The sequence below is a fragment of the Brevibacillus panacihumi genome (assembly GCF_003710985.1).
Classification (GTDB): domain Bacteria; phylum Bacillota; class Bacilli; order Brevibacillales; family Brevibacillaceae; genus Brevibacillus; species Brevibacillus panacihumi.
Genome location: NZ_RHHT01000012.1, coordinates 1 through 22,074 on the forward strand (window position 1 = coordinate 1; position 22,074 = coordinate 22,074).

At 51.9% G+C, this 22,074-nt stretch carries 20 protein-coding genes; 4 read left to right on the forward strand and 16 right to left on the reverse strand.

Annotated elements, in window-relative coordinates:
- Positions 1 to 197 precede the first annotated feature (197 nt).
- Positions 198 to 962 carry a MerR family transcriptional regulator gene (locus EDM58_RS07505; protein WP_122912800.1) on the reverse strand — a complete coding sequence of 255 codons (765 nt, stop codon included), beginning with the start codon at positions 960 to 962 and terminating at the stop codon, positions 198 to 200.
- Between the two features lie 158 nt (positions 963 to 1,120).
- Positions 1,121 to 2,218, reverse strand: coding sequence for a 4-hydroxyphenylpyruvate dioxygenase (gene hppD, locus EDM58_RS07510; RefSeq protein ID WP_122912801.1), 1,098 nt, complete (start codon positions 2,216 to 2,218; stop codon positions 1,121 to 1,123).
- A 187-nt stretch (positions 2,219 to 2,405) separates the two neighbouring features.
- Here hppD and EDM58_RS07515 point away from each other — a divergent pair, with 187 nt between their 5' ends.
- Both EDM58_RS07515 and EDM58_RS07520 read left to right on the forward strand, forming a co-directional pair.
- Complete coding sequence (locus tag EDM58_RS07515; RefSeq protein ID WP_122912802.1) at positions 2,406 to 3,086, forward strand: class I SAM-dependent methyltransferase; 681 nt, start codon at positions 2,406 to 2,408, stop codon at positions 3,084 to 3,086.
- Positions 3,087 to 3,112: 26 nt separating this feature from the next.
- Positions 3,113 to 3,559, forward strand: coding sequence for an aminoacyl-tRNA deacylase (locus EDM58_RS07520; RefSeq protein WP_122912803.1), 447 nt, complete (start codon positions 3,113 to 3,115; stop codon positions 3,557 to 3,559).
- Positions 3,560 to 3,631: 72 nt separating this feature from the next.
- On the opposite strand, the gene EDM58_RS07525 is transcribed toward EDM58_RS07520, so the two are convergent.
- Positions 3,632 to 5,053, reverse strand: a complete 1,422-nt coding sequence (locus EDM58_RS07525) for a hypothetical protein (protein ID WP_122912804.1) — start codon at positions 5,051 to 5,053, stop codon at positions 3,632 to 3,634.
- 144 nt (positions 5,054 to 5,197) lie between these two features.
- Here EDM58_RS07525 and EDM58_RS07530 point away from each other — a divergent pair, with 144 nt between their 5' ends.
- The gene (locus EDM58_RS07530; protein WP_122912805.1) at positions 5,198 to 6,181 is read left to right on the forward strand and encodes a glycerophosphodiester phosphodiesterase family protein; all 984 of its coding nucleotides are present in this window, start codon (positions 5,198 to 5,200) and stop codon (positions 6,179 to 6,181) included.
- A gap of 1 nt (position 6,182) precedes the next feature.
- Here EDM58_RS07530 and EDM58_RS07535 read toward each other — a convergent pair whose 3' ends face one another.
- The 3 genes from EDM58_RS07535 to EDM58_RS07545 form a co-directional block, all read right to left on the reverse strand.
- Positions 6,183 to 7,205 carry a C45 family autoproteolytic acyltransferase/hydrolase gene (locus EDM58_RS07535; RefSeq protein ID WP_122912806.1) on the reverse strand — a complete coding sequence of 341 codons (1,023 nt, stop codon included), beginning with the start codon at positions 7,203 to 7,205 and terminating at the stop codon, positions 6,183 to 6,185.
- A gap of 95 nt (positions 7,206 to 7,300) precedes the next feature.
- The gene (locus EDM58_RS07540; protein ID WP_122912807.1) at positions 7,301 to 8,251 is read right to left on the reverse strand and encodes a methyl-accepting chemotaxis protein; all 951 of its coding nucleotides are present in this window, start codon (positions 8,249 to 8,251) and stop codon (positions 7,301 to 7,303) included.
- 15 nt (positions 8,252 to 8,266) lie between these two features.
- A complete protein-coding gene (locus EDM58_RS07545; protein WP_122912808.1) occupies positions 8,267 to 9,031 on the reverse strand; it encodes a hypothetical protein in 765 nt (254 codons plus the stop codon).
- Positions 9,032 to 9,116: 85 nt separating this feature from the next.
- Between EDM58_RS07545 and EDM58_RS07550 the strand changes: the two genes are divergently transcribed.
- Entirely contained in the window at positions 9,117 to 10,529 is a 1,413-nt protein-coding gene (locus EDM58_RS07550) for an RsmF rRNA methyltransferase first C-terminal domain-containing protein (protein ID WP_122912809.1), read from the forward strand.
- A 96-nt stretch (positions 10,530 to 10,625) separates the two neighbouring features.
- On the opposite strand, the gene EDM58_RS07555 is transcribed toward EDM58_RS07550, so the two are convergent.
- The 10 genes from EDM58_RS07555 to EDM58_RS07600 all read right to left on the reverse strand — a co-directional run bounded on the left by EDM58_RS07555 (position 10,626) and on the right by EDM58_RS07600 (position 21,966).
- Positions 10,626 to 10,865 carry a hypothetical protein gene (locus EDM58_RS07555; protein ID WP_122912810.1) on the reverse strand — a complete coding sequence of 80 codons (240 nt, stop codon included), beginning with the start codon at positions 10,863 to 10,865 and terminating at the stop codon, positions 10,626 to 10,628.
- 99 nt (positions 10,866 to 10,964) lie between these two features.
- The gene (locus tag EDM58_RS07560) at positions 10,965 to 11,585 is read right to left on the reverse strand and encodes a LysE family translocator (protein WP_122912811.1); all 621 of its coding nucleotides are present in this window, start codon (positions 11,583 to 11,585) and stop codon (positions 10,965 to 10,967) included.
- Between the two features lie 5 nt (positions 11,586 to 11,590).
- The gene (locus EDM58_RS07565) at positions 11,591 to 12,025 is read right to left on the reverse strand and encodes an Lrp/AsnC family transcriptional regulator (RefSeq protein ID WP_122912812.1); all 435 of its coding nucleotides are present in this window, start codon (positions 12,023 to 12,025) and stop codon (positions 11,591 to 11,593) included.
- A 576-nt stretch (positions 12,026 to 12,601) separates the two neighbouring features.
- Positions 12,602 to 14,353: an LVIVD repeat-containing protein gene (locus EDM58_RS07570; protein WP_183187446.1), complete on the reverse strand. Its 1,752-nt coding sequence runs from the start codon at positions 14,351 to 14,353 to the stop codon at positions 12,602 to 12,604.
- A gap of 57 nt (positions 14,354 to 14,410) precedes the next feature.
- Entirely contained in the window at positions 14,411 to 15,838 is a 1,428-nt protein-coding gene (locus EDM58_RS07575; RefSeq protein ID WP_183187447.1) for an amino acid permease, read from the reverse strand.
- Between the two features lie 25 nt (positions 15,839 to 15,863).
- Positions 15,864 to 17,147: a kynureninase gene (gene kynU / locus EDM58_RS07580; protein WP_122912814.1), complete on the reverse strand. Its 1,284-nt coding sequence runs from the start codon at positions 17,145 to 17,147 to the stop codon at positions 15,864 to 15,866.
- 240 nt (positions 17,148 to 17,387) lie between these two features.
- Positions 17,388 to 18,008 (reverse strand): TetR/AcrR family transcriptional regulator, encoded by a 621-nt coding sequence (locus tag EDM58_RS07585; protein ID WP_122912815.1) that lies wholly within the window; start codon positions 18,006 to 18,008, stop codon positions 17,388 to 17,390.
- A gap of 144 nt (positions 18,009 to 18,152) precedes the next feature.
- Positions 18,153 to 19,619 carry a DEAD/DEAH box helicase gene (locus EDM58_RS07590; protein ID WP_122912816.1) on the reverse strand — a complete coding sequence of 489 codons (1,467 nt, stop codon included), beginning with the start codon at positions 19,617 to 19,619 and terminating at the stop codon, positions 18,153 to 18,155.
- Between the two features lie 192 nt (positions 19,620 to 19,811).
- Positions 19,812 to 21,251: a dipeptidase PepV gene (gene pepV / locus EDM58_RS07595; protein WP_122912817.1), complete on the reverse strand. Its 1,440-nt coding sequence runs from the start codon at positions 21,249 to 21,251 to the stop codon at positions 19,812 to 19,814.
- Entirely contained in the window at positions 21,235 to 21,966 is a 732-nt protein-coding gene (locus EDM58_RS07600; RefSeq protein WP_122912825.1) for a GTP pyrophosphokinase, read from the reverse strand. The genes pepV and EDM58_RS07600 overlap by 17 nt, the downstream gene beginning before the upstream one ends.
- Positions 21,967 to 22,074 lie beyond the last annotated feature (108 nt).

Here is a 22,074-nt window from a genome sequence, read left to right on the forward strand (position 1 = left end):
TAACGGCTTGCTGGGCGCGCTGGCCGCTAAAAGCGTGTTCCGCCTTTTCCGTTGCGCCTGGGTCAAGATTCCAAATACCTTGCGCTGGTTTTCCCCATTTTCCTCAACCAGCTTTTTTGGTCTTCCTGCTCTCTTTGTGGGTTGAAAAGAGGGATGAACCGCCCACAAAGCCAAGGCGGATTCATCCCTCTTTCCTCTTATTTTTGAATTCCTGTATACACCCCAATGGCATCTCGCAAAAATTCTGCCATCCCTGGCTGCACAGCGTCGTAATACGCCTTGAAGCGCTCATCCTCCACATACATCTGCGCCAAACCAGCATGTGCTTCCTTGCTGTATTCATTCCAGGTGAAGCTCAGCCATTGCCGGTGCAGGTCTGCTGCCTTCTGTGCTTCTTCGCTTGCGGGATCTCCTGTTTGGAGGGCAGCACCCAGCGCTGCGAGGACCTCGTTTTCCAAGCGCTTCAACTCGTCATATTGCTCGGCGGTCATTCCCATGAGCTTTTGATTGGATCGGTCCACGACGTCATCTCCGTACTTTTCCCGTATCTCTTTTCCGTACTTCTGCTCATTTTCTTCCACCAATTTTTTTGTAAAACCTGCAAACTTCTCTTGATCTGTCATTGTCGTTCTCCCCTCTTTCTGAGCGATTGTCTTCTCCACGTTGGCGATTAAATCATCTAATTGCTTCCTTCTGTCCAGAAGCTGTTCATGATGCTCCTTCAGCGCCTTGTTCTCGTCGAAGGTTGGCGAGTTGACCAGCTCCTTGATTTGATTCAGCGGCAGACCGAGCTCGCGGTAAAACATGATTTGCTGCAATTTATCCACCTCTGCCTGGCCGTAGATCCGATAGCCGGAGGAGTTGATTCTCGCTGGCTCCAGGATCCCGATCTGGTCGTAATAACGCAGCGTGCGTGTACTGATTCCCGCCAGCCGTCCCAGCTTCTGCACGGTGTATTCCACTGTCTTCACCTCCCGACAATTTCACTTTACAGATTGACGTAATGTCAATGTCAACACGATTTTATTTTTCCACGGTGGAGATTTTTCTCATAAAAAAAAAGAGCATTCGAGGTGAAGTTGCGACTCCTCGATTGCTCTATAGGGAAAGGATTGGTTTTTTACAGATTGCCGCGCAGCTCTTGCTCGCGCTCCAGCGCTTCAAACAGGGCTTTGAAATTGCCGTTGCCAAAGCCGCGCGCGCCTTTGCGCTGAATGATTTCAATAAATAGTGTCGGACGGTCCACGATCGGTTTGCTGAAGAGCTGCAGCAGGTAGCCTTCATCGTCTTTGTCCACCAGCACCTTCAGCTTTTTCAAGGTTTCTACGTCTTCGTCGATCTCTCCGACGCGGTCCTTCAGTTCCTCGTAGTACGCATCCGGTACAGAGAGGAAATCAACTCCGTTGGCGCGAAGTTTGGTGACTGTATCGATAATGTCGTTGGTCAGGATCGCAATATGCTGGACTCCTGGTCCTTTGTAGAACTCCAGAAATTCCTGGATTTGCGATTTGCGGCGTCCTTCTGCCGGCTCATTGATCGGGAATTTGATTCTGCCTGTCCCGCTCTGCATGACTTTGGACATCAGCGCGGAATACTCGGTGGAGATGTCGTCATCGCTGAAGTTTTGCACCGCCGTAAAGCCCATGACTTTTTCGTAATAGGAGACCCATTCGTCCATTACTTCCACGTTGCCGACAATGTGGTCGATGCCGATCAAGCCTGTGCTCTCGCTCGGCACCGGAGATTCATAGGCGACATAGCCGGGGAAGAATGGTCCGTTGTAGTTTTTCCGTTCGATGAAGGAGTGAACATTCTCTCCATAGGTGCCAATCACCGCTTTTTTGACAGTGCCGAACTCATCCGAATATTCAGTCGGCTCCATGATCGGAATAGCCCCGCGCGAAATCGCCTCTCGATACGCCTGTTCGCAGTCATCCACGCGCAGCGCTACGTCCTTTACCCCGTCACCGTGCTTTTTCACGAAATCAGCGATGGGGTGGTCTGGCGTCAGGGCTCCACTGATTACAAATGTCATGTGCTTTTGTTTCAGCACATACGACACTTTGTCACGCGAACCGGTTTCCAGGCCAGCGTACGCCACAGCTTCAAACCCGAAAGCTTTTGTAAAGTAATGCATCGCTTGCTTTGCATTGCCGGTGTAAAACTCCAGGTAGTCCCAGTCTTGAATCGGAAAGAAATCGGTGTTGGCCTTGCTCATAGATAACCCTCCATTATCCTTGTCATATTTGGGATTTTCAGGATGACTGATTCGTTACTTAGAGAATATATGGAAAGCGTTTTCTTTCGCAAGAACACCAACCACCGCGAAAACGCAACAACGCTTTTATTGCTTAAAGCATCTGGTACAATGAAGGAAATGTTTGGATGGAAGGAGCTTATGCGAAATGCGTGATTGGAATGAAAAAACAGCGAAGACCTTTGACCATATGGCGGAAGAATGGAGCCGGAAGAGTGATGACATGTGGGAGATGGGCAGCCGCAAGACGATCCTTCCCCTGTTCATGCGTCACGTCCCGCCCATGTATGGTCCTGTCCTGGATGCCGGTTGCGGCGACGGGTATGCGAGCTGCAGGCTGGCAACAGACGGCTACCAGGCAGAAGGCGTGGACATTGCCGGGGAAATGATTCGTCTTGCCCAGCAGCGCGCGGAGAAAATGGGTTTCAAAATCCGCTTCCAGACGGGAGACATTAGCAATCTTCCTTTCGCGGATCAGACGTTTGCCGGCATCCTCTCCATCAACGTCATCGAATTCACCCCGTCTCCGCTGAAGACCCTCCGGGAATTGCATCGTCTTTTACGACCGGGTGGCGTCTTGGTTGCGGGCATTTTGGGGCCGACTGCCGGACCGCGCGGACACAGCTACCGCAGGCTCTATGACGAGACGACCATTCAAAATACCATGCCGTGGGAAGCCAAGCAGTTGGCAATCGAGAACGGCTTTGAGCTCCTGGAGGAAGAGCCTGTCTACAAAGAAGGAGTTCCTTCCGAGCTTGCTGACCGCCTGCCAGTAGATTTGCAGGAGGCGTTGAGCTTTTTGACGCTGTTTGTTTTGAAAAAGAAATAGTATTGGTGTACAGGAGGAATCGCGGGATGCTTCCATTGGAGACGATCTTGCAGGAAAACCAGGTTGAATACGAAATCATTCAGCACACTGCCACGATTCGGACTGCAAAAGAAGGGGCTGCTCTGCTGGGCATCGAGATTGGACAGACAGCTCCTACACTTGTCCTTCGGTCCGAAAAAGAGTTTTTTGCCTTGATTCTTTCCGGAGCTCGCGGTCGAATTGATATGGATGAAATTTCCAATTTACTCAACAGCGAAAAGCTGAGTATGGCTACCCCGGAAGAAGTAAAACAGGTAACGGGCTGCACTGTCGGCAGCGTTCCGCTTGTCGGCCACTCTTTGCCTTGCATCATGGACCGGATGTTGTCCCATCATCCCTTTGTCTATGGCGGGACGGGCAGCCCAACTTCCACGCTAAAAATCAAGCCTGCTGATCTGGAACGGGTCAATCACGTGGTGGCTTTTTTTGAATAGTCACCCCTCATGACAATGAAAAAAACAAGCAGGCGCATCGGTCTGATTCGTGACCGAGTCCTGCTTGTTTAGCTATTTAATCTTCACATACGGTATATTGTTGCGCACGATCCAATCCCATTTGCTTGCCATCAATTGCGCGATCACAGGCTCTTCCTGACCGTAGAGCTCCTTGTAGAGCTGCTGCGTTTCCAGCAAATCGTTATAGGTGAGATAAGGATAGTCGGGACGGGCAAATGTACCGTCCGGATAGTAGGCGTAATGGAGGTCGCCGTTTGGAAGAATCCACTTCTTCCCGAGCTGGACGACTCCCGCCAGCATGATATCAGCCAATTCCTTGTCTTCGGGTCGGCCAAACACTTGATAAAAGCTGTACAGGTAGTTGATCTCCGCAAGCTGATGGTTGAGTGAGACATGCGTGTCTTTATGCGGTTGCGTCGAAGCGTAATCGGCCACCAGCCAGCCTGTCTGGCCGTCTGCGGTATAGTGGTTTTCTTGTGCATGCTGGTGAAAATAATCTGTATATTTGCGTGCAGATTCGCAAAAGTCCGGCTCGTCATATCTCTTGCAGCCCTCTAGCATCTTTTCGGCTGCACCTGTGTTAAATCGCGTATCATAAAAGCCGGCCGGTATTTGGTAATCGTCGCGCAGCCATTGGGACAGCGGCAAGGTTTTCCAATGCCCGTCCGCCTCCTGCTGCTCCAGGCTGGTTCTCAGCATGACGTAGGCCATATGCTCTGCCGCCTTGCCGCCGCCCGTAAATAGTAACGAGTGCAGGATGTAATTATCCGGGATGCGCCAGAATCCATTTTCTGCTGTCGGCTCATAGGTGCTTGGGCTCTTGTAATGATAGCCGTTGTATAGCCATTTGGCATTCTGTGTGAGATCACGTGACAGCCAGATTTGCTCCATTGACCCCTCTCTCCATTGGATCAACGGCTCCCTTGACTCCATCGCCCAAATTTCACTGACATATCCTGCTCGCTTGGGCAAGCGGATTTCCAGGGTGATGCCTCGTGAAGTCTGCACCACTTCGATGGGTATCTCCATTCCGGGCATGGCTTCAACCGTTCCATTCCCGAGCTCCCTATAGACGATCGGCTCCCCGATCCATATGTACTTTCCTGCTGCCTCGATGAATCCTGGAGCGACAGGAAGTGTCTTCACTTCCTGCAGATTTAGATGCCGCCAGTAAGGCTTTTTGTCCTCTCCACTGGAGAGCTCCCGGTAACGAAACGTAGCGAATTCTTCCCGCAGCGGAATCCTGATCGAATAGGGCTCTTCATCAGCCTCCGCCGTCACTTGGTGCATCCAGTACGTCGTTCCGTCCTCAAACTCAAATTCCCTTTTTTTCAAAATGGCACTGCCATCTATATCCAAGGTATCGCGTTGGATCGGTTTTTTCGGATTGGCATTGGTTGGAACATTTGAAGTGAATATTCCCGCAGCTGCTACAACAAGCACAGCAAGCAAAAACAAAATACGTCGAAACATGTCACTTCTCCTTTCGCAAGAAGTTGGTTGCCTGTCGCGGAGCAGACACTAATAGTGACGTGATGGGTTGCAGGAATGTTTCACTTGGGTTATTTTTGTACTCTGAACTTGATCGACTATACTCGGGAGGAAAGGAAGAGGCGGATGAAAGGAAAAAAACGAGGAAAACGCAAATGGCTGCTACTTTTCTTGGTAGTGATCGCTTTTGTCTATGTGAACAACAGCTCGTATTTGGCCCAGCCGCATGACGGAAAGCCGCTTCTGCTCGCCCATCGCGGCTTGGCCCAGACCTTCGATTTGGAAGGTGTAAAAAATGATACCTGTACCGCTACTCGTATCCATAAACCAGAGCACCCCTACCTGGAAAACACTCTGGCGTCGATGGAGGCGGCTTTCCTGGCTGGCGCGGATCTCGTAGAATTCGACATCAAGCCGACCAAAGACGGGCAGTTCGCCGTCTTCCACGATTGGACGCTTGATTGCCGCACCAACGGACAGGGGACAGCCAGCGATTATACGATGGCAGAGCTGAAGCAATTGGATGTAGGATACGGATACACCTATGACGGAGGAAAAACCTATCCCTTCCGCGGCAAGGGAGTGGGCCTGATGCCTTCGATGGAAGAAGTCCTAGCCCGTTTCCCTGACAAATCATTTTTGATTCACATCAAAAGCAACGATCCCGCAGAAGGAGAACTGCTGGCCAAGCACTTGGCCGCACTCCCGGAACAACGATTGGCGCAACTGACCGTCTACGGCGGAGATGAACCGATCGCAGCCTTGAAGGACAGGCTTCCTGCCGTAAGAGTGATGTCCATGGCGACGATGAAAAGCGGTCTGATTCCCTACATTTTGATCGGCTGGACAGGGTATGTTCCCGAAGCGTTGCGCCATACACAAGTCCATATCCCCGAAAAAATAGCCCCTTGGCTATGGGGTTTTCCCCATCGCTTTCAGGAGCGGATGGATCGCGCCGACACGCGGGTCGTTCTCGTCGGCGGCGATGGCAGTGAGTTTTCCAGCGGGTTTGATACGGCTGAGGATGTGAAGCGCCTCCCGTCTGATTTTTCTGGAGTGATCTGGACGAACCGGATTGATCGAATCGCTCCGTTGTACGGTAAGGAATAAGCTACTCGTTCTCTTCTATTTTGCCCTCCAGCCATTCGACTGCGGTGGCATGGCCGCTCACCCAATCGGCAAAATTCAACGTGAAGAAGCGCTCGCCCTGCGCGAGAACCGTAACGATCCTTGCATCGCGATAGGCGTAGGAGAACGTGTGCAGCGTCCCGAACAAATCGGCATAATCTCGAAAAAAGAGCGGCGACTTTTTATCCTTGAAGAGCTGAACCATCTCGTCTTGCGTATAGGCTTTGTCCTGCAGCCCCTGCATATAGGTATTTCGCTTGAGAGAGCCGGCGATAATCGAACGGTTATTTGGGGCGAGCAGATCCGTTTGGAAGTGATTGACACAGGACAAATGCGCTGCGTCCCGTCTGACCTGGATGCCTTCGGGACTGGCCTCAACGACGGCTAGATTGCCGCTCTTGTCCCCGATGGAAAAGTTGTAGCACGCGGCATGAGGCAGCTCCTGTAAAAGATGGATCGCAGCTTCTGCATTCCGGCAGGTGTCCAGGACCATCCGAACTGCTGTCCATGCCGAGATTCCGCGCGTATAGCCCGCATTGCTGACAAAGTGAAGGCCCATCACCAGCCCGTGTTCATTGACGCCGTCATGCCTCCCGATCAGCTGCAGATTATAGCCTGCCGTGGCAAATGCCTGATCCGGCTGAAGCAGACTGAAATACCCATCATAAAAGTCTGGGGAAAAATCATAGTTGCGCACGTAATAATCGCGGGTCAGAATCGCGGAACACCCCATTGCCTCGGTCTTGGGCACGTCATAGCCTCCAAAACGCGCGCAGACCTGTCCCCAAGTGAGCTCCAATCCTTCCGCAAGCCCTCTCAATTCCTCCAGCAGATGGGGGGCAAACGCAGCGTAGATCGCCTCCATCGCCTGCACATCGATCTGATCCCTCGTTATTTTTTGAAAGGTTTGTACAATCGGATTATGTCTCGCCTGCTCGCCCAGCATTTTTCCTATTTCATAAGACGATCCTCTATGCTGAAGGACCTTTACCTGAAAGTTTTGCATGAAATTCTCCTTTCCCGGTTGAAAATGATGGAAGACCATTCGATCAAGGGTGAAAAAAAGGACGAGTCTCTTCCCCTCGTCCCTTCCAAAAAAAGTTATGATTGCAACAGCTTCTGCACTTGCTCTGCGCTCGCCTGAATCCGCTCTTCCACCTGATTGGCTCCATTTATAAGCTGTTCGTTTTCTTCGCGCCATTCGTCCAGCAGGCTGTTTGCCGCGGTCAGTTCACGAGCGACCCCATCGGCAAAATCCTTCTGTTGATGGATAATGTGCATCACTTTCGCTACTTCGGACTGCACATCCGCGAATGCTTGGACGATGCCATCCATTTTATCGGAAGCTTCCTTGCTGAGCGCAAGGCCGTTTTTGATCGCCTCGCTGTTCTGATCGCTGTTGGCCAATGCGTCTTTGGTTTCATCCTGAATTTTGCCAATCAGCTCGGCAATATGTTTCGTGGAGTTCGCTGTCATCTCCGCCAGCTTGCGCACCTCGTCGGCTACCACGGCAAACCCTCTGCCCTGCTCTCCTGCACGCGCCGCTTCGATCGCCGCATTGAGGGCCAGCAAATTGGTCTGGTTCGCAATGTCACTGATGACCTGAACGATGCTGGTGATCTCGGAGGAACGCTCCTCCAGTCTGCTCATGGAGAGGGAGGTATTCGTCGACTGCTGTTCGAGCAGCGTCATGACCTCTACGACCTCCGCCATCGCTTTCTTGCCTTCCCCTGCCCGCTCAACCGATTGCTGGCAGATTGCTTGCAGCCGTTCGCCCCTGCTGTGGAGCTGACCTGCCGACTGATCGTCGTTTTCATTGATCTGCGAAATGTTGGCGACAATTCGGCTCATCTGATTCCCCAGCATCTCGATTTTCCCATACTGCTCGTGAAGGGATTTTTTGTGGGCCAAAATGTCTCCCAGTTGTTCAAAAATCGTTTGCAATTCTCCCTGCAAGAATGCCTCTTGGTCTGGCTGTGCCGCTTCTACAGCCACTTCTGCCGTCGCAATTGCCCCGGCTTCTGCATTCCCTTTGCTCTTTTTCCAGAACATCTCCAATCCTCTCCTCTACCCGATCGGTTTATCTTCTCGATGTGCGAAACTGCGCGATTCCATGATTCCCGGATGCTGTTTCGCCAGCATTAGCAGGTTTTCCAAATAGTAATAATGGCCCTCTAATATCTCCACGTCCTTGCGCTCAAAATGCTTCGCCTGCAGGTACTGCTGCATCTCCCAGGCGTAACGCTCCAGCTTGTCATGAAAGTCGTTGGCGCGGATCATTTGCTCCACTTCAGGGTACGCTTGCTTCAACCGGACGATCTCGCTGTAGACCTTGCTGCCTTCCAAAATCATCTGGTAGGCCGCTCGTTCCAAGGAGGCCAGTGAAGCCGCTTTTTCCTCCTCACGCTGCTGGCGCAATGCTGACAAGTACGTGATAAAATGATAGACAGTGAGAAACAAAGGACCTAAAAATAGGATGATTCCTGCTTTGTAGACATGCTGATTGGATAGATTGCTGATTAGCAGGAACAGATGAAACAGGATTGCTCCAAGCCAGGCGTAGATAATGACTTGGTGATTGATCGCGCCTGCCGTTTCCTGACGGGAAAAAACAAAGGTTAAACCCAGCAGGTAAAAGGCAAGCAGGGTAAAACTGGCTGAAAACAAGGCCATCTCCATTTCTTGCAGCCAGCCAGCTTCTACCGGGATCTCGATAAAAAACTCGAAGGCTAGCACCAAGAGTGAGAAAAGCAACCCCATAATCCAAAAGCGGCTGACATCAGAGTCGTTTCTCCGTCTGGAGCGATATCGTTCCGCGCGGGTCCCTTTCATAATCCTTCTCACCTCAAAAGCTATGATTCGCCATTGTTCTACATTATTCCTTTCTCGGCGACCAGAATTTGACAAGGAGGCTTTCATGACCCCACAACTTCCATCCGCATTTACGCAGCGCATGCAATCGTTGCTGCAGCATGACTTCGAGGCTTTCCTCGACTCCTATCGCGGGGAAGCTTTCCACGGTTTGCGCGTCAACACACTGAAGGTAGCCCTGGAGTCGTTTCGCCAGATCTCCCCTTTTCCACTCGATCCGATTCCATGGTGTCCGCAAGGCTTCCGCTACCCCGACGGCGTGCGTCCCGGCAAGCATCCCTATCACGCCTGCGGGCTTTACTACCTTCAAGAGCCCAGCGCCATGTCCCCGGCCGAGGCGTTGGGAGCACAGCCCGGCGAGCGCATCCTAGACCTCTGTGCAGCACCGGGCGGGAAATCGACCCAGCTCGCTGCAGCAATGCGCGGAGAAGGTTTGCTCATCGCCAACGAGATCCATCCGCAGCGCGCCCGTATCCTGGCGGAAAATCTGGAGCGCTGCGCGGTGCGCAATGCTGTCGTCACCAATGAAACACCGGAGAGATTGCAGGTGCGCTTCCCCCAGTTTTTTGACCGCATTCTGGTAGATGCCCCCTGCTCGGGAGAAGGGATGTTTCGCAAGCTGCCGGAAGCCATCTCGGATTGGTCCGAGGAGAAGGTCGCAGAGTGCCATCGCATGCAAATGGACATCCTCGACGCAGCAGCACGGATGCTCAAGCCCGGGGGTACCTTGGTCTACTCCACTTGCACCTTCGCGCCACAGGAGAATGAACAGAGCATCGCGAGCTTTCTTGCCAGACATCCAGAGTTTTCCCTCATCGCTTTGCCCCATCACGAATGCTTTGCACCCGGACATCCGGAATGGGCGGAGCCTTCATTGGCAGACTTGCAGATGACCGCAAGACTGTGGCCGCACAAGCTGGAGGGAGAAGGACATTTTTTAGCCAAATTAAAAAAAGACGAACAACATGCGGAAGAGCTGTCCAAGCCCAAACGGAAGGAAAAACGCAACAGCAAAGCAATGCCTGTCGGAAAAAAAGAAGCGCTAGCCGTATGGCGCAGCTTCGCAGACGAGATGATGCCGCAGGCCGCTAGCCAGTACAGCGACGAATCTGCCTTTCTTCTCTTTGGCGAACAGCTTTCCTACTCACCTGCACCTGAACTCGACTGGGATGGCATCAAGGTCCTGCGCGCAGGCCTTCATCTGGGAACCGTAAAGAAAAACAGACTGGAGCCAGGACACGCACTTGCCCTCGCCTTGTCTGCCGAAGAGGTGGCTCGACTCGCAACCTATCAAGCTGATGATCCGGAAATCATCCGCTATTTGCGCGGCGAAGCACTTCTTCGGGAAGGTCCGCCAGGCTGGACGCTCGTGACGGTGGACGGGTATTCCATCGGCTGGGGCAAGCAAGCAGACGGTCAGTTGAAGAACCACTACCCCAAGGGGCTGCGGTGGCTCTAGGCCGGAACCTGTGCCTATCCTGGTGAGAAAGCTAAAAAAAGTCCACGTCCTGCAGATCCGATCATGTCTGCGACGACGTGGACTTTTCCTTCTTCGTCATGATCTCCTGTGGACATCCTGATCGACTACCGTCAATGACCCCGATTTGATAAAGCGGAGAATCTTGGAAATCGAAATGCCCGTTGCGTTTGCGATCTGCATCGCATTGGAATTCGGGTAGGTCTTGACGTAATTCCGGATCAATTGATATTCGTCGTAATCATTCTGCCCGCATACGGAACAGATCAAATCTTTGGCATTCATGGGACTCCCACATTTCAGGCACGATTCCATCATCTCAGTTTCTCCTCATACCTTGTACTCAGGCATGTCCTGGCACATAGGGTTCTCTCTCCTTTACTAGTACCCAGTTTCGGGCATGAGCAAAACCTACTTTCATCCAATCAGTCCTTTTTGCAAAAGAAGAAGCGCAAAACCGATCAGCAATACGCCCACCAACTGATCCAATCGCCGAATCCACAAGGGTCTGAGGATGCCTGAGAGCCAGCGTCCGAACATTGCCACCATCGTCAAAAAGAAGACCGTAGCTGCGATGCATCCGACGGCAAAACCCGCCAGTGACAGATGATCTGCCAGGGCTTGAGAAGCCATTATGGAGCTGAATACGCCAGCCCAAAAAACGATTGTCAACGGATTGGTCAGCGTCAGCCCGATTCCATACCAGAAGCTCCCCTGGCTCGCCTCGCCGCGAGCAGGATGTCCTTGATCCTGCAGCTCCACTTCCGGCTTCGCACGGAAGCTGCTTATGCCAAACCAGATCAGCGTCACCCCTCCTGCAATCAGGACGAGGGTATGGACCCAAGCGATCTGTAGCAGTGCCGTAAGACCGCCGATCGCAGCCAGCATATAGATCGCATCGGCGCAAGCCACTCCCCACACCATCCAGATGGCTTCCCGCATGCCGTGCATAAGAGAGCGCCGCCATACTGCAAGACAAACCGGCCCCACCGAGAGCTGCAGCAGCATGCCAAACAAGAATCCTTCCCAGATGACCATTCCGGTCACATCTCCTCTTTCATCGTTGACAGCACGATCATGGTATTGGTTTTGGCTACCCCTTCGACTTGCTTGATCCGTTCCGAGATCAGAAGCTCCAGCTCACTGGTGTTCTTCAATGCGACTTTCAGCAGATAGTCATAGGAACCGGCTATATGATGGCATTCCCGAACACTCGGCGTCTGGGCGATCATCTGCCGGAAGCCTGCCACATGCTCTGGCTTCTCCAGCTGCACCATGATAAAGGCGAGCAGATGCAGTCCAATCTGTTCCCGATTGATACGCACGGTAAACTTGTCGATGATCTTCGCTTCTTCCAGTTTGCGAATCCGCTCCGAGACGGCGGGAACGGATAAATGGACGTGTTTTCCGATCTCCGAGCTGGTCATTCGCCCGTTCGCCCGCAACAACTCCACGATCTTTTCGTCAATCTGATCCACACGGTTTCCCTCCTTTGGGAACATTATACTGGAAAATGAAATAAATAAATGAATTGTTGGTTAATACGAAAATTTATTACGTGATTTTCTAGTTTGCCTTATTTATTTTTGCCTTTCTTCTTTCGGCAGTTTCGCTCATTTCATTTTTTAACTCGTGTAGGAGGGAGCATGAGGCATGGCCTTTGACCAACTGTAGCGGCGGGGCGGAAAAAGGGGAAAACGCTCCAGGCTAGTTGGATCTTCGCTGTGGGTATCACTGGCCGGCTACACTCCAAAGGCGGAACCGCGGCCAAAAGCAGCCGACTTCGAAGAAGTGGTTCAGGGTTGGCCGCTGAATGCGTGTTCCGCCTTTTCCGTTTCGCCTGGGTCAAGATTCCAAATACCTTCGCTGGTTTTCCCCTTTTTCCGCGACCAGCTTTGCCTGGTCCTCCCACATTTTGTAGGCTTCTCATGGAGAATCTTGAACTTCAGAACAAATACGAAAAGCTATCCCAAAACACATCAATTATCTGGTATGAAAAACGGACCCGACATCTGTCGGATCCGTTTTTTGTAAATATCACCATAATTCTCTCGTTAGTTTGTCTGCGGCAAACCGTACTTGGGTTCACCCAACAAAGGCGTAGACAGCACGTAGATGCCGTGGTTGGAGAAGGCCCACACCAGATTGCGGTCCCATTCCACGAAAATGCTGTGGACAGGATTGGAGTGTTCACTCGTTTCAAATCCGCTGCCATCGTTGCTCAAGTACTCTCCCGACATCTTGGGTACGAAATAAGCGCCGATGGTCGGTTTTTTGAGGTCTTTCAGATCAAAGATTTGGACCCCGGCATTGTAGAAGGCATACGGCATGACCAAAGGATTCGGTGTTCCCGGCTGAATCGCCGCATAACCGCTGCGCTTGGGTCCGAAGCTGCCGCGACGCTGGCAGTAATCCGTAAATGGCGCATTTTCCGGCGGAGTCGGTCTTGGCAAGACATAAGCAATTTTCGGATGGAGCGGATCGCGCACGTCGATGGCATAGATATCCTTGTACGGCTCATGACAATCCTCACCCAAAGGATAACCGCTGTAGTACACCATTCCCGTCTTCTCTACCTTGGTCACATCGATGTTGTCCCCTTCAGTACCGCTCACGCTGACGGGCATGTCGATATGGGATACAGCCTTCATATTAGCCGGATCAGAAATATCCACGATCCAGAAGCCGAAGCCGCCCATTGCCGCATATCCGTATTTTCCGCCCTCTTCGACCGGCTTCGGAATGAACAGCGGCATCCTAGCTCCCATCCAGCTCGTTTTGTTGCCGGCACGCGGATTCTTGTTGTACTCCTTTTCCTCACCTTTGCGTTGCCCGGGAACCCACCATGTAGACAGGCGTTTCGGCTTGGTTGGATCAGAAATGTCAAACGCCATCTGGCCTGCGGAATACAGGTAGCTCTTGTACTCGGTATTGGAGAAGCTGTCGTCCGGAGCGCCTGCAAGGAACAGATACTTGCCGCCATCGTAGACGGGAACATCCAGTCCGCCGGAGCCTTGCTGGACGTCATCTGTCGCATCCGCATTTGGATCGAGCGCTGTCTCGGAAAGAAGCTTCCAGTCTGTCCACAGCGGGCTTGTCACTTCATAAATTCGGAAGCCGCGGAGCATTTTGCGGTTTTTGATCGCCTCGATCTCCTCTGGATTCGTATACTTGTTGGACAAAACGCCATAGCGCGGCACTTCATAGACCTGCACGGCGATCGTTTTGCCCAGCTCCTTGTTGTACTTCACGTTAAACGGTCCGAATTGGTGCTCGACCTTGGTATCAAAGCTTTTGTATGCGATGCGCTTCGCGTTTCTCGGGTCCGTAATGTCAAATACGTTGTACATCGTCGTTTCGTAGTCGTACAAATAGCGCCGTCCCTGCCAGTCGAAGGTGGCCTGCCAGCTATGGCCCCAGCCCGCCACGTACGGATAGAATCCCTCCACTTTCATATTTTTGATGTACTGGTTCTGATCCAGGTACGGCAGGCTTCCCTTGAACGGCTGCGGCCCCTCATTGTCCGGCGTCGCTTGCGGGTGCGTAAATGTCCCTGATTTACGATCGTACCCCCATGTACCGGGTGCTGGCTCCGCGGGCTCTCCCGGCAAAAGCTTGCGTTCCTCCGTTGAATAAGGGGCTGGCACATCAGGAGCATTTGCATTAAGTCCAGTCCGCGGCGCTGTGAACACATCTGATTGCTTGGCTGCCTCGGCATACATGGTGGAAAACGGCAGCACTGCACTTACAGCCAGCGTGGTTGCCAGCGCTATCCCTGCCAGGCGTTTCCTTCTCTCTTTTTTCATCGACCCAATCCCTCCAGACATTCATTTTCAATCAAGCCGTATGCATGATCTGGATGCTTATGAAGGTATGTCCTTGTTGCTGCTTTGCTGGGCTGAAGCTTCGTAGGCTGCTGGATTCGCCTTTTTCCAAATGAAGTAGGCAATGGAGATCAGGATGAGCAGCGGAAAGCCCATGGTCAGGGTGTCTTTAAACTCCGGTTGGAACCATGTGGAGAGGACCACGCAAGCCAAAAGCGCCGCGCCAAAGATCGTCAGGTACGGATAGCCGATCATCCTTACAGGGAGCTTCCTGCCGCCCATTTGCTCCCACTTGCGGCGGAAGAACAGATGTGTGACAAAGATCATGAACCATGCAAACATCGCCCCAAAGCTGGACAGTGAAATCATGACGACAAAGGATTGATCCGGAGCAACGATGTTGATGTAGGAGGCAATCGCAATTCCGATCGTTGATAAAGCAAGCGCTTTCAAAGGAACGCCCTTTTTGCTCAGGTCGCCTAGTTTGGCGGGAGCGAAGCCAGCCCGGGAGAGCGAGAAAACCATTCGCGTGGAAATGTACAATTGGCTGTTCATGGCAGACAGGGCTGCTGTCAGTACGACAAAATTCATAATGCCTGCCGCCCCTGGAATGTTGATAATTTGGAAAACCTTCACAAAAGGACTGGCATCGCCACCTGCGGATTTCCAAGGAACGACCATCAGCATCAAGGCAAGGGTGATGATGTAGAAGAGAATCAAACGCAAAACAGCTGACTTCAATGCCATCGGAACCGCTTTTTCCGGCTCCTTGGCTTCGCCGGCGCTGACAGCGATCATCTCAATGCTCAAATAGCTGAATAAAGAAATGAAAATCGCAATCCACATGCCCCATAGACCATTCGGGAAAAATCCGCCGTTGTTGGTGAAGTTCTGCGGTCCGATCTCCGGGTTGCTGCTGCCGAATACAACGTAGGCTCCAAATACGATAAACAGGATGATAGCTGCTACTTTAATCATGGAGAACCAGTACTCGACACTGCCGAATAAATTGACGCTCGTAGCATTTACGTAAATCAATACGGCGGAAAAGATCGCGATCCATACGATGGCTGGAACATCGGGGAACCAGTATTTCATATAGACGGACATAGCCGATACTTCCGTCCCGATGGCACACACGAGAGAGAACCAATAGGCATAACGGACAGAAAAGCCTGCCCATGGGTTGATGTAACGCTCGGCATGCGCCCCGAAAGAGCCGGTCGTCGGATGCGCCACGGTCATTTCCGCGAGGCAGCCCATCAGCAGCAAAGCGATCACAGCCCCGATCAAATAGCTGACGATCACGCTCGGTCCGGCAAAGCCAATCGCCATCCCGCTGCCGAGAAACAAGCCCGTGCCGATCGCGCCGCCAATCGCGATCATGGCGAGCTGGCGGGTCGTTAATCCGCGCGTAAGCCCCTTTTCCCTTTCCATGATATCTGGAACGTTTGTTTTGTTTGACATTGAATAACCCCCTTTGACTTGGGCGCTAGGCGACGACCCCGCGCTTGTTTTCGAATTTTTCGTACGTCCTCTCAAGCATGATGGTCTTCAAGATCTGCACACTTTCCCAGACTTCTGTATACGTGGTGTAAAACGCAACGGGAGCCAGGCGAATGATGTTGGGAGCCCGGAAGTCAGGGATGACACCTGCTTCTTTCAGAGCTCGGCAAATGCGAACCGCCTCCTCATGCTCCAGACTTACATGACCTCCACGCCGGTCGTCTTCCACGGGATTGGCGATCACAAATCCCATCCCCGCCAGCTCACTCTCGATCAAATCCATCATGTACCGCGTGATCTTGAGGGATTTTTCCCGGAGCTTTTCGACCGTCACTTCTTGAAACATCTCGAGCGACCCGATCAACGGTGCCACGCTGAAGATGTGTGGGGTCCCCGTCTGATACGCTCCCGCCGTCTCGGCAACAGTCAGCGTATGCTCCATGTCAAACTGCTTATCCTTTCTGGAGCTGTACCAGCCAGCCAATCCGGGAACGGTACCGAAGTGCTTGCGATTCACATAAATGCTGCCTACTCCGCCTGGGCCCGCATTGACGTACTTGTAGTTGCACCAGTAAGCGAAATCCACCTCCCATTTGCTGAATTCATGCGGAATGGCTCCTACAGAGTGACATCCATCAAAGCCGATCAAGATGCCCTTCTCGTGCGCTGCTTTCGTCAGTCGCTCGATATCAAGCAGTTGACCGCTGCGATACAAGACCGTTGGCAGGACAACCAGAGCGACCTCCTCTGTCATCGCTGCGATGATGTCCTCTTCCTCGATCATGCGCCCGTCTCTTGAGGCAACCAGAATCAACTGCTCATCGGGATCCAGGCCTTTCAGCTTGATTTGGCTTTGCAGGGCGTAAATATCTGTAGGAAAGTCAAGATCTGTGGCAATGATCTTGGTCTTTTTCCCTTCCGGCTGATAAAAGGTTGCCGCCAGCTGATGCAGGTTCAAGGTGGTGGAGCCCGTGACGATGACTTCATCCGGGTCAGCCCCTACCAGAGGCGCACTCATTTCTCCCAGCTTCTCCGACAGAAAAAACCATGGGTGCTTTCCTGTTGTCCAGCCTTCGATGCCAAGCGCCTTCCAGGAGTCAACCAGCTCCTGCAAGCTGCTCTCCGCTCGTCTGGACATCAGTCCAAGCGAGTTGCCGTCTAAATAAATGCCGGGCAGCAAATAAAATTCGTCACGGTAGCTGGCGAGCGGATCGTTTGCGTCCAGCTCTTGCGCGTAGCTCTTCGTAAGTGGGACAGATGTAGTAGACATGGTACGTCGCCTCCTCAGTCTTAATTTTCTGTATATTCGTGTAATAATTTGGATTATAAAATGAATCCGACGTGATGTCTATATTTATTTTGGTGTATTATTCCGCAGTTTAATAATACATAGCAAAAATATCGAAATGATTATGGACTTCGTGTCGAATTTAAAGTTGCATAACAAAAGCCTTGGGCCGTTATTCCGTAGGACCAAGGCTTTCTGTGTTATTTAGGAGCATCTTTGATTTCAATCCAGGTAAATGGCGTCAACATACATCGTTGTTAGCGTATGGGCAATTTCCTCCAAGGTGTAATCATTTTTCTTGAAGACAATCTCCCATTGATACATTTCATTCGAAAAAAACCAGCTGCGGGCGACCACTTCGGCTTTTAAATCCGTACGAGCCAGCCCTTTTACTTGCGAATACGTAATATCCTTTGTAATGCTTTGAATAAACCTCTGTCTAATCTCCTCCCACTTTTGGTTGATCGTTTGGGAGAGTCCAATTGCCTCCGAAAATACCTTCATGATTTCTCTTTCATTGTCCGCAATTTTTAAAAATTCCAATACTTGGCCTTGAATGATTTGCTTTGCTTCTTCCCTCGTTGCAGGAAAAAAAGGAGTATGCGCGATCTCAAAAAATTTGTTCATGACATCTTCCATCAAAATGATGAGCAGATCATCTTTTCCTTTAAAATGACCATAAGCGGTCCCGTACCCGGTTTTTGCTTGTTCGATGATTTGCTTGATTGTTGTATTTTGAAAGCCTTCCTTTAAAAAGACATGATGTGCCGCGTTAATGATTTTATTTCGGGTTTTCATCGACCTTAAGTGTCGTCCATCTTCTATATTGACATGGTGTTTCATGAATGTACCACCTGCTTACTTTTTCAATAATTGAATCAATTGGGTTCATAATACCATTTTTTTAATAAACTTTCATGGCCTCCTCTTCTTTCCGAAAGTAAAAAACTGCCCATCACCCTGTTGGATGCATGGACAGTTGTCTGGTTATCCTCTTGTTTTTCCTCTGCCAGTAGACGGGCGCTTCGACTGGCCAAAGCCGCCTTTGCCCGCTTTCCCGCCTGCAGCCGGCTTCGGATTTTTTCCAGCTTTTCGGGCAGCGATGGCTTCCGCTTTTTGGCGGTTTCTCTCGTATCTGGTTTGCAGCTCTTCCAGTTCACGAGCCAGCTTCTTCTTGTAGCCCGGTTTTACCTTGGTCTTTTTCTTGATGGCTTCGCGAACAGGGGCAAATTCTTTGTCCTTTTCCTTCTTCTGCTCCTGCTGCTGTTGTTTGCGCAGCTCGACAAAATGAGCTTCCCGCTCTTCGGCGCGTTGGCGACGGCCAGCGTCCAGGTGGCGGCCCGGCTGAAGAATTCGCTCTTCGATGCTCGCCTTCGTCGATTTGGCGAAGCGCGCCAGCAGGTTCTTCTGGCGAGGAGAGATCAGCGAGATGGCCTTGCCCTTCTGTCCTGCACGCCCGGTGCGTCCCACGCGGTGGATATAGCTCTCCACATCGTTCGGCAGATCGTAGTTGATGACATGGGTGACGCCTTCCACATCCAGACCGCGCGCTGCGATATCAGTCGCGATCAGATATTGAAAGCGAATCTCGCGGAACTGCTTCATCAATTGCTCCCGTTTGTTCTGCGACAAATCGCCGTACAGAGCCTGGGCAGAAAAACCGTTTTCCTGCAGACGCGCCGTCAATTGCTGAACGCGAACCTGCGTGTTGGCGAAGACGATGGTCAGATACGGCTGCTCCTGCTCCAGCACATCCACCAGCGCATCTGTCTTGTCGCTTTGGTTGACGACGTAGTAAAACTGCTCGATTTGCTCGACGGTTTTTTGCTTGCCCTCAATCTTCAAATGAGGCGGCTGCTTCATGAAGCGGTGCGCCAGCTTTTTCACCACATCCGGCATCGTTGCGGAGAACAGCAGCACCTGACGGGTGGACGGAGTCCCGATGATTACCTGCTCCACGTCCTCGAGAAAGCCCATCTCCATCATTTTATCCGCTTCATCCAGCACGAGGGTAGAGATGCGTCCAAAATGAAGCGAGCCGCGCTTCATATGATCCAGTACGCGTCCCGGCGTACCGACTACGATATGAACGGTTTCCTTCAGCTTGGACAATTGTCTGTCGATGTCCGTTCCCCCATGCAGCGAGAGAACGTTGACCCCCATGTGCTTGCCGAGCTTCTCCACTTCTTTGGCGATCTGGATCGAAAGCTCCCGCGTCGGGGTCAGAACCAGCGCTTGAATATCCCGTTTGCCCTCCTGCAAGCCATTCAGGATCGGCAGCATAAAAGCTGCGGTCTTGCCCGTTCCGGTCTGTGCTTGTCCGATCACATCTTTTCCTTCCAGGATAAGCGGAATCGCCTCTTCCTGGATCGGCGTTGGTTCTTTATAGTACAGGTCTTGAATCCCTTGCAAAAGCTCAGGTCGAAAACCAAAAGACGCAAATGTTTTTGCCATGTATTGCCACTTCCTTTCACAAACGTGCCGATTCCTGCCACCTCATGCTGCATGGACAACCTGTGTGCCACGTCGGCTACCTTTACCTTCATCCTTCCCATACTATATGAGTGAATACAAAAAAACAACAAAAGACAGGGAGAAACGGATGCTTTTTTGCATCGTCCCCTGTCTTTTTGCCAATAATCATGATTACTTGGCCAATTCGTAGATCGCTTGGGCGTAAATCGCCGTCGCCTTGATCAGGTCTTCCACCAGGATGTATTCGTCCCGCTGGTGTGCGCTGTCAGGCCGTCCAGGAAACAACGGTCCGAAAGCAACTCCGACATCAAGGGATCGGCCATAGGTAGCGCCCCCGATGGCAATGATTCCTGCCTCTTCCCCTGTCTGCTCGGTGTAGACGCGCTGCAGAGTCGTTACCAACGGATGATTCGGGTCTACCCGGTGAGGCGGCAGATGCTCTACTACTTCCAAACCGAAGGCGGCCTCCTGCAAGTGCCCGGACAGGACGCTCGACCATTCTTCAAAAGTAACCGAGTGCGGATACCGGATATTCACCCGGATCAGAGCATCTCCGTCCGCTTGATACTCAAAAACTCCCGGATTGACGGTCAAAGCGCCCATCTCTGCATCTTCATGCGCGATTCCGAGTGCAGCACCGTTATGCTCATGGTACAGGTAGCGATCAGCGAACGACGTGTACAGACTCGCCCGCTCGTCCAGAGACAGCGTACGCAAGAAATGAATCAGCTCTGTTCCGGCATTGACACCTTTTCCAGGGTCCATGCCATGTACAGATACGCCCTCCATCATGAGGACAACCTGTCCATTCCCTTCCTCGGCATGTCCGGTGCGGCCCGCTTCGCTCAAGTATTGGCGGTAACGGTCTGCTATCTGCGAGCCCGTCATCTTCAGCGGTTTCAAGACAGCCTCGGCTTTGTCCGGCACCATGTTCATTCTGCGTCCAGCCGTGAAGGAGACGAGAGCTGCCTCAGCCTCTGATGAAGCCGGAAGATTCAGAGCGCGAAAAGCTTCGGCATTCTGCCGCCACGTCAGATCCGTCAAGCCTTTCTCCGCGTAAATCAGTGGAAAGTCCGCATCCGGGGTGAAGCCCATCGTCGGCATCTCTTCGGTCTCAAAATAGCGTTGGACGCATTTCCAGGAGGATTCTTCGTCCGTCCCAAAGATCAGGCGGACCCTCTTGGAGAGCGGCAACCCCAGCTCCAGCACCAGTTTTGCCGCAAAAATGGCAGCCATAGCAGGACCTTTGTCATCGATCGCCCCGCGCGCGACCAGCTTGCCGTCTACAATCTGCGCAGCATACGGCGGCGTGCTCCAGCCGTCCCCCTCCGGAACGACATCGACATGACAGAGAATTCCGATCAGCTCATCCCCGGCCCCGAATTCCGCGTGAGCCGCATAGCCATCGACGTCTTTGATAGTCATTCCGGCTTGGCGGCATACCTGCAAGGCAAAATCCAAGGCCTCGCGAATTCCTTCCCCAAAAGGTGCCCCCTCCCGTGCCGTCTCGGGATCAAGCACGCTTTTGATGCGCAAAAAGGCTTGCGCCGTCTCCAGCAGTTCCTCTTGCCGTTTTTGGGTCTGGGCAAGCCAGTCAATGTTTTTCGTCATTCGTTTCGATCCCTTCTTCCAGGTTCATTTCCTCGTATTCCTCATCAACATCCAGATCAATCTCTACCAGAGAGAGCAGCGAATCCATCGGCACTTCTTTTTGCGTAAATTCGGCTTGCGCTTCTTTGATTTCGTCGCGGATATTGTTCATCTCGCTGTCCAGCTTGTAGGAAGCCTTGGCTGCTTCTATAAGACGCTGGCGTACATTGGAGGGAAGAATTCCCTCATACTTGTAATTCAGCGAGTGTTCGATCGTCGCCCAGAAATTCATGCCCAATGTGCGAATCTGAATCTCTACGGGAATGGTGACCTGCCCGTCCGCCATATTCAGCGGGTACTCGACTGCGAGATGATAGCCTCGGTATCCACTCTCTTTCGGGGTCGTGACATAATCCTTTTCCAGATAGACACGCATGTCCTGGCGCTTGCGAATCATCTCTACGACCGCCGGAATGTCCTCGATAAATTGGCAGATGACACGCACTCCTGCGATGTCCCGAATCTCCCAGCAGATGTTCTCGTCGATTGGAAATTGCAATCGATTCGCCTTGTTGTAGATGCTTGGGATCGATTTCACTCGCCCCATCGCAAATTCGATCGGAGAGTGCTCTTTTCTTTTGCGCAACTCGTTGCGGATATTTTTCAGCTTTACTTTGATTTCTTCTACAGCTTGCTCGAACGGCAGCAGATATAGTTCCCAGTCTAGTTTGTGCACGCTTTCGTCCCTCCGCCCGGTTACTCCAACATCTTTATCATTCAACATTTTGATTCTGATATCCTCCCAAATAGGAAAAAGAGACCGTGGATCGGTCTCTTGATTGCA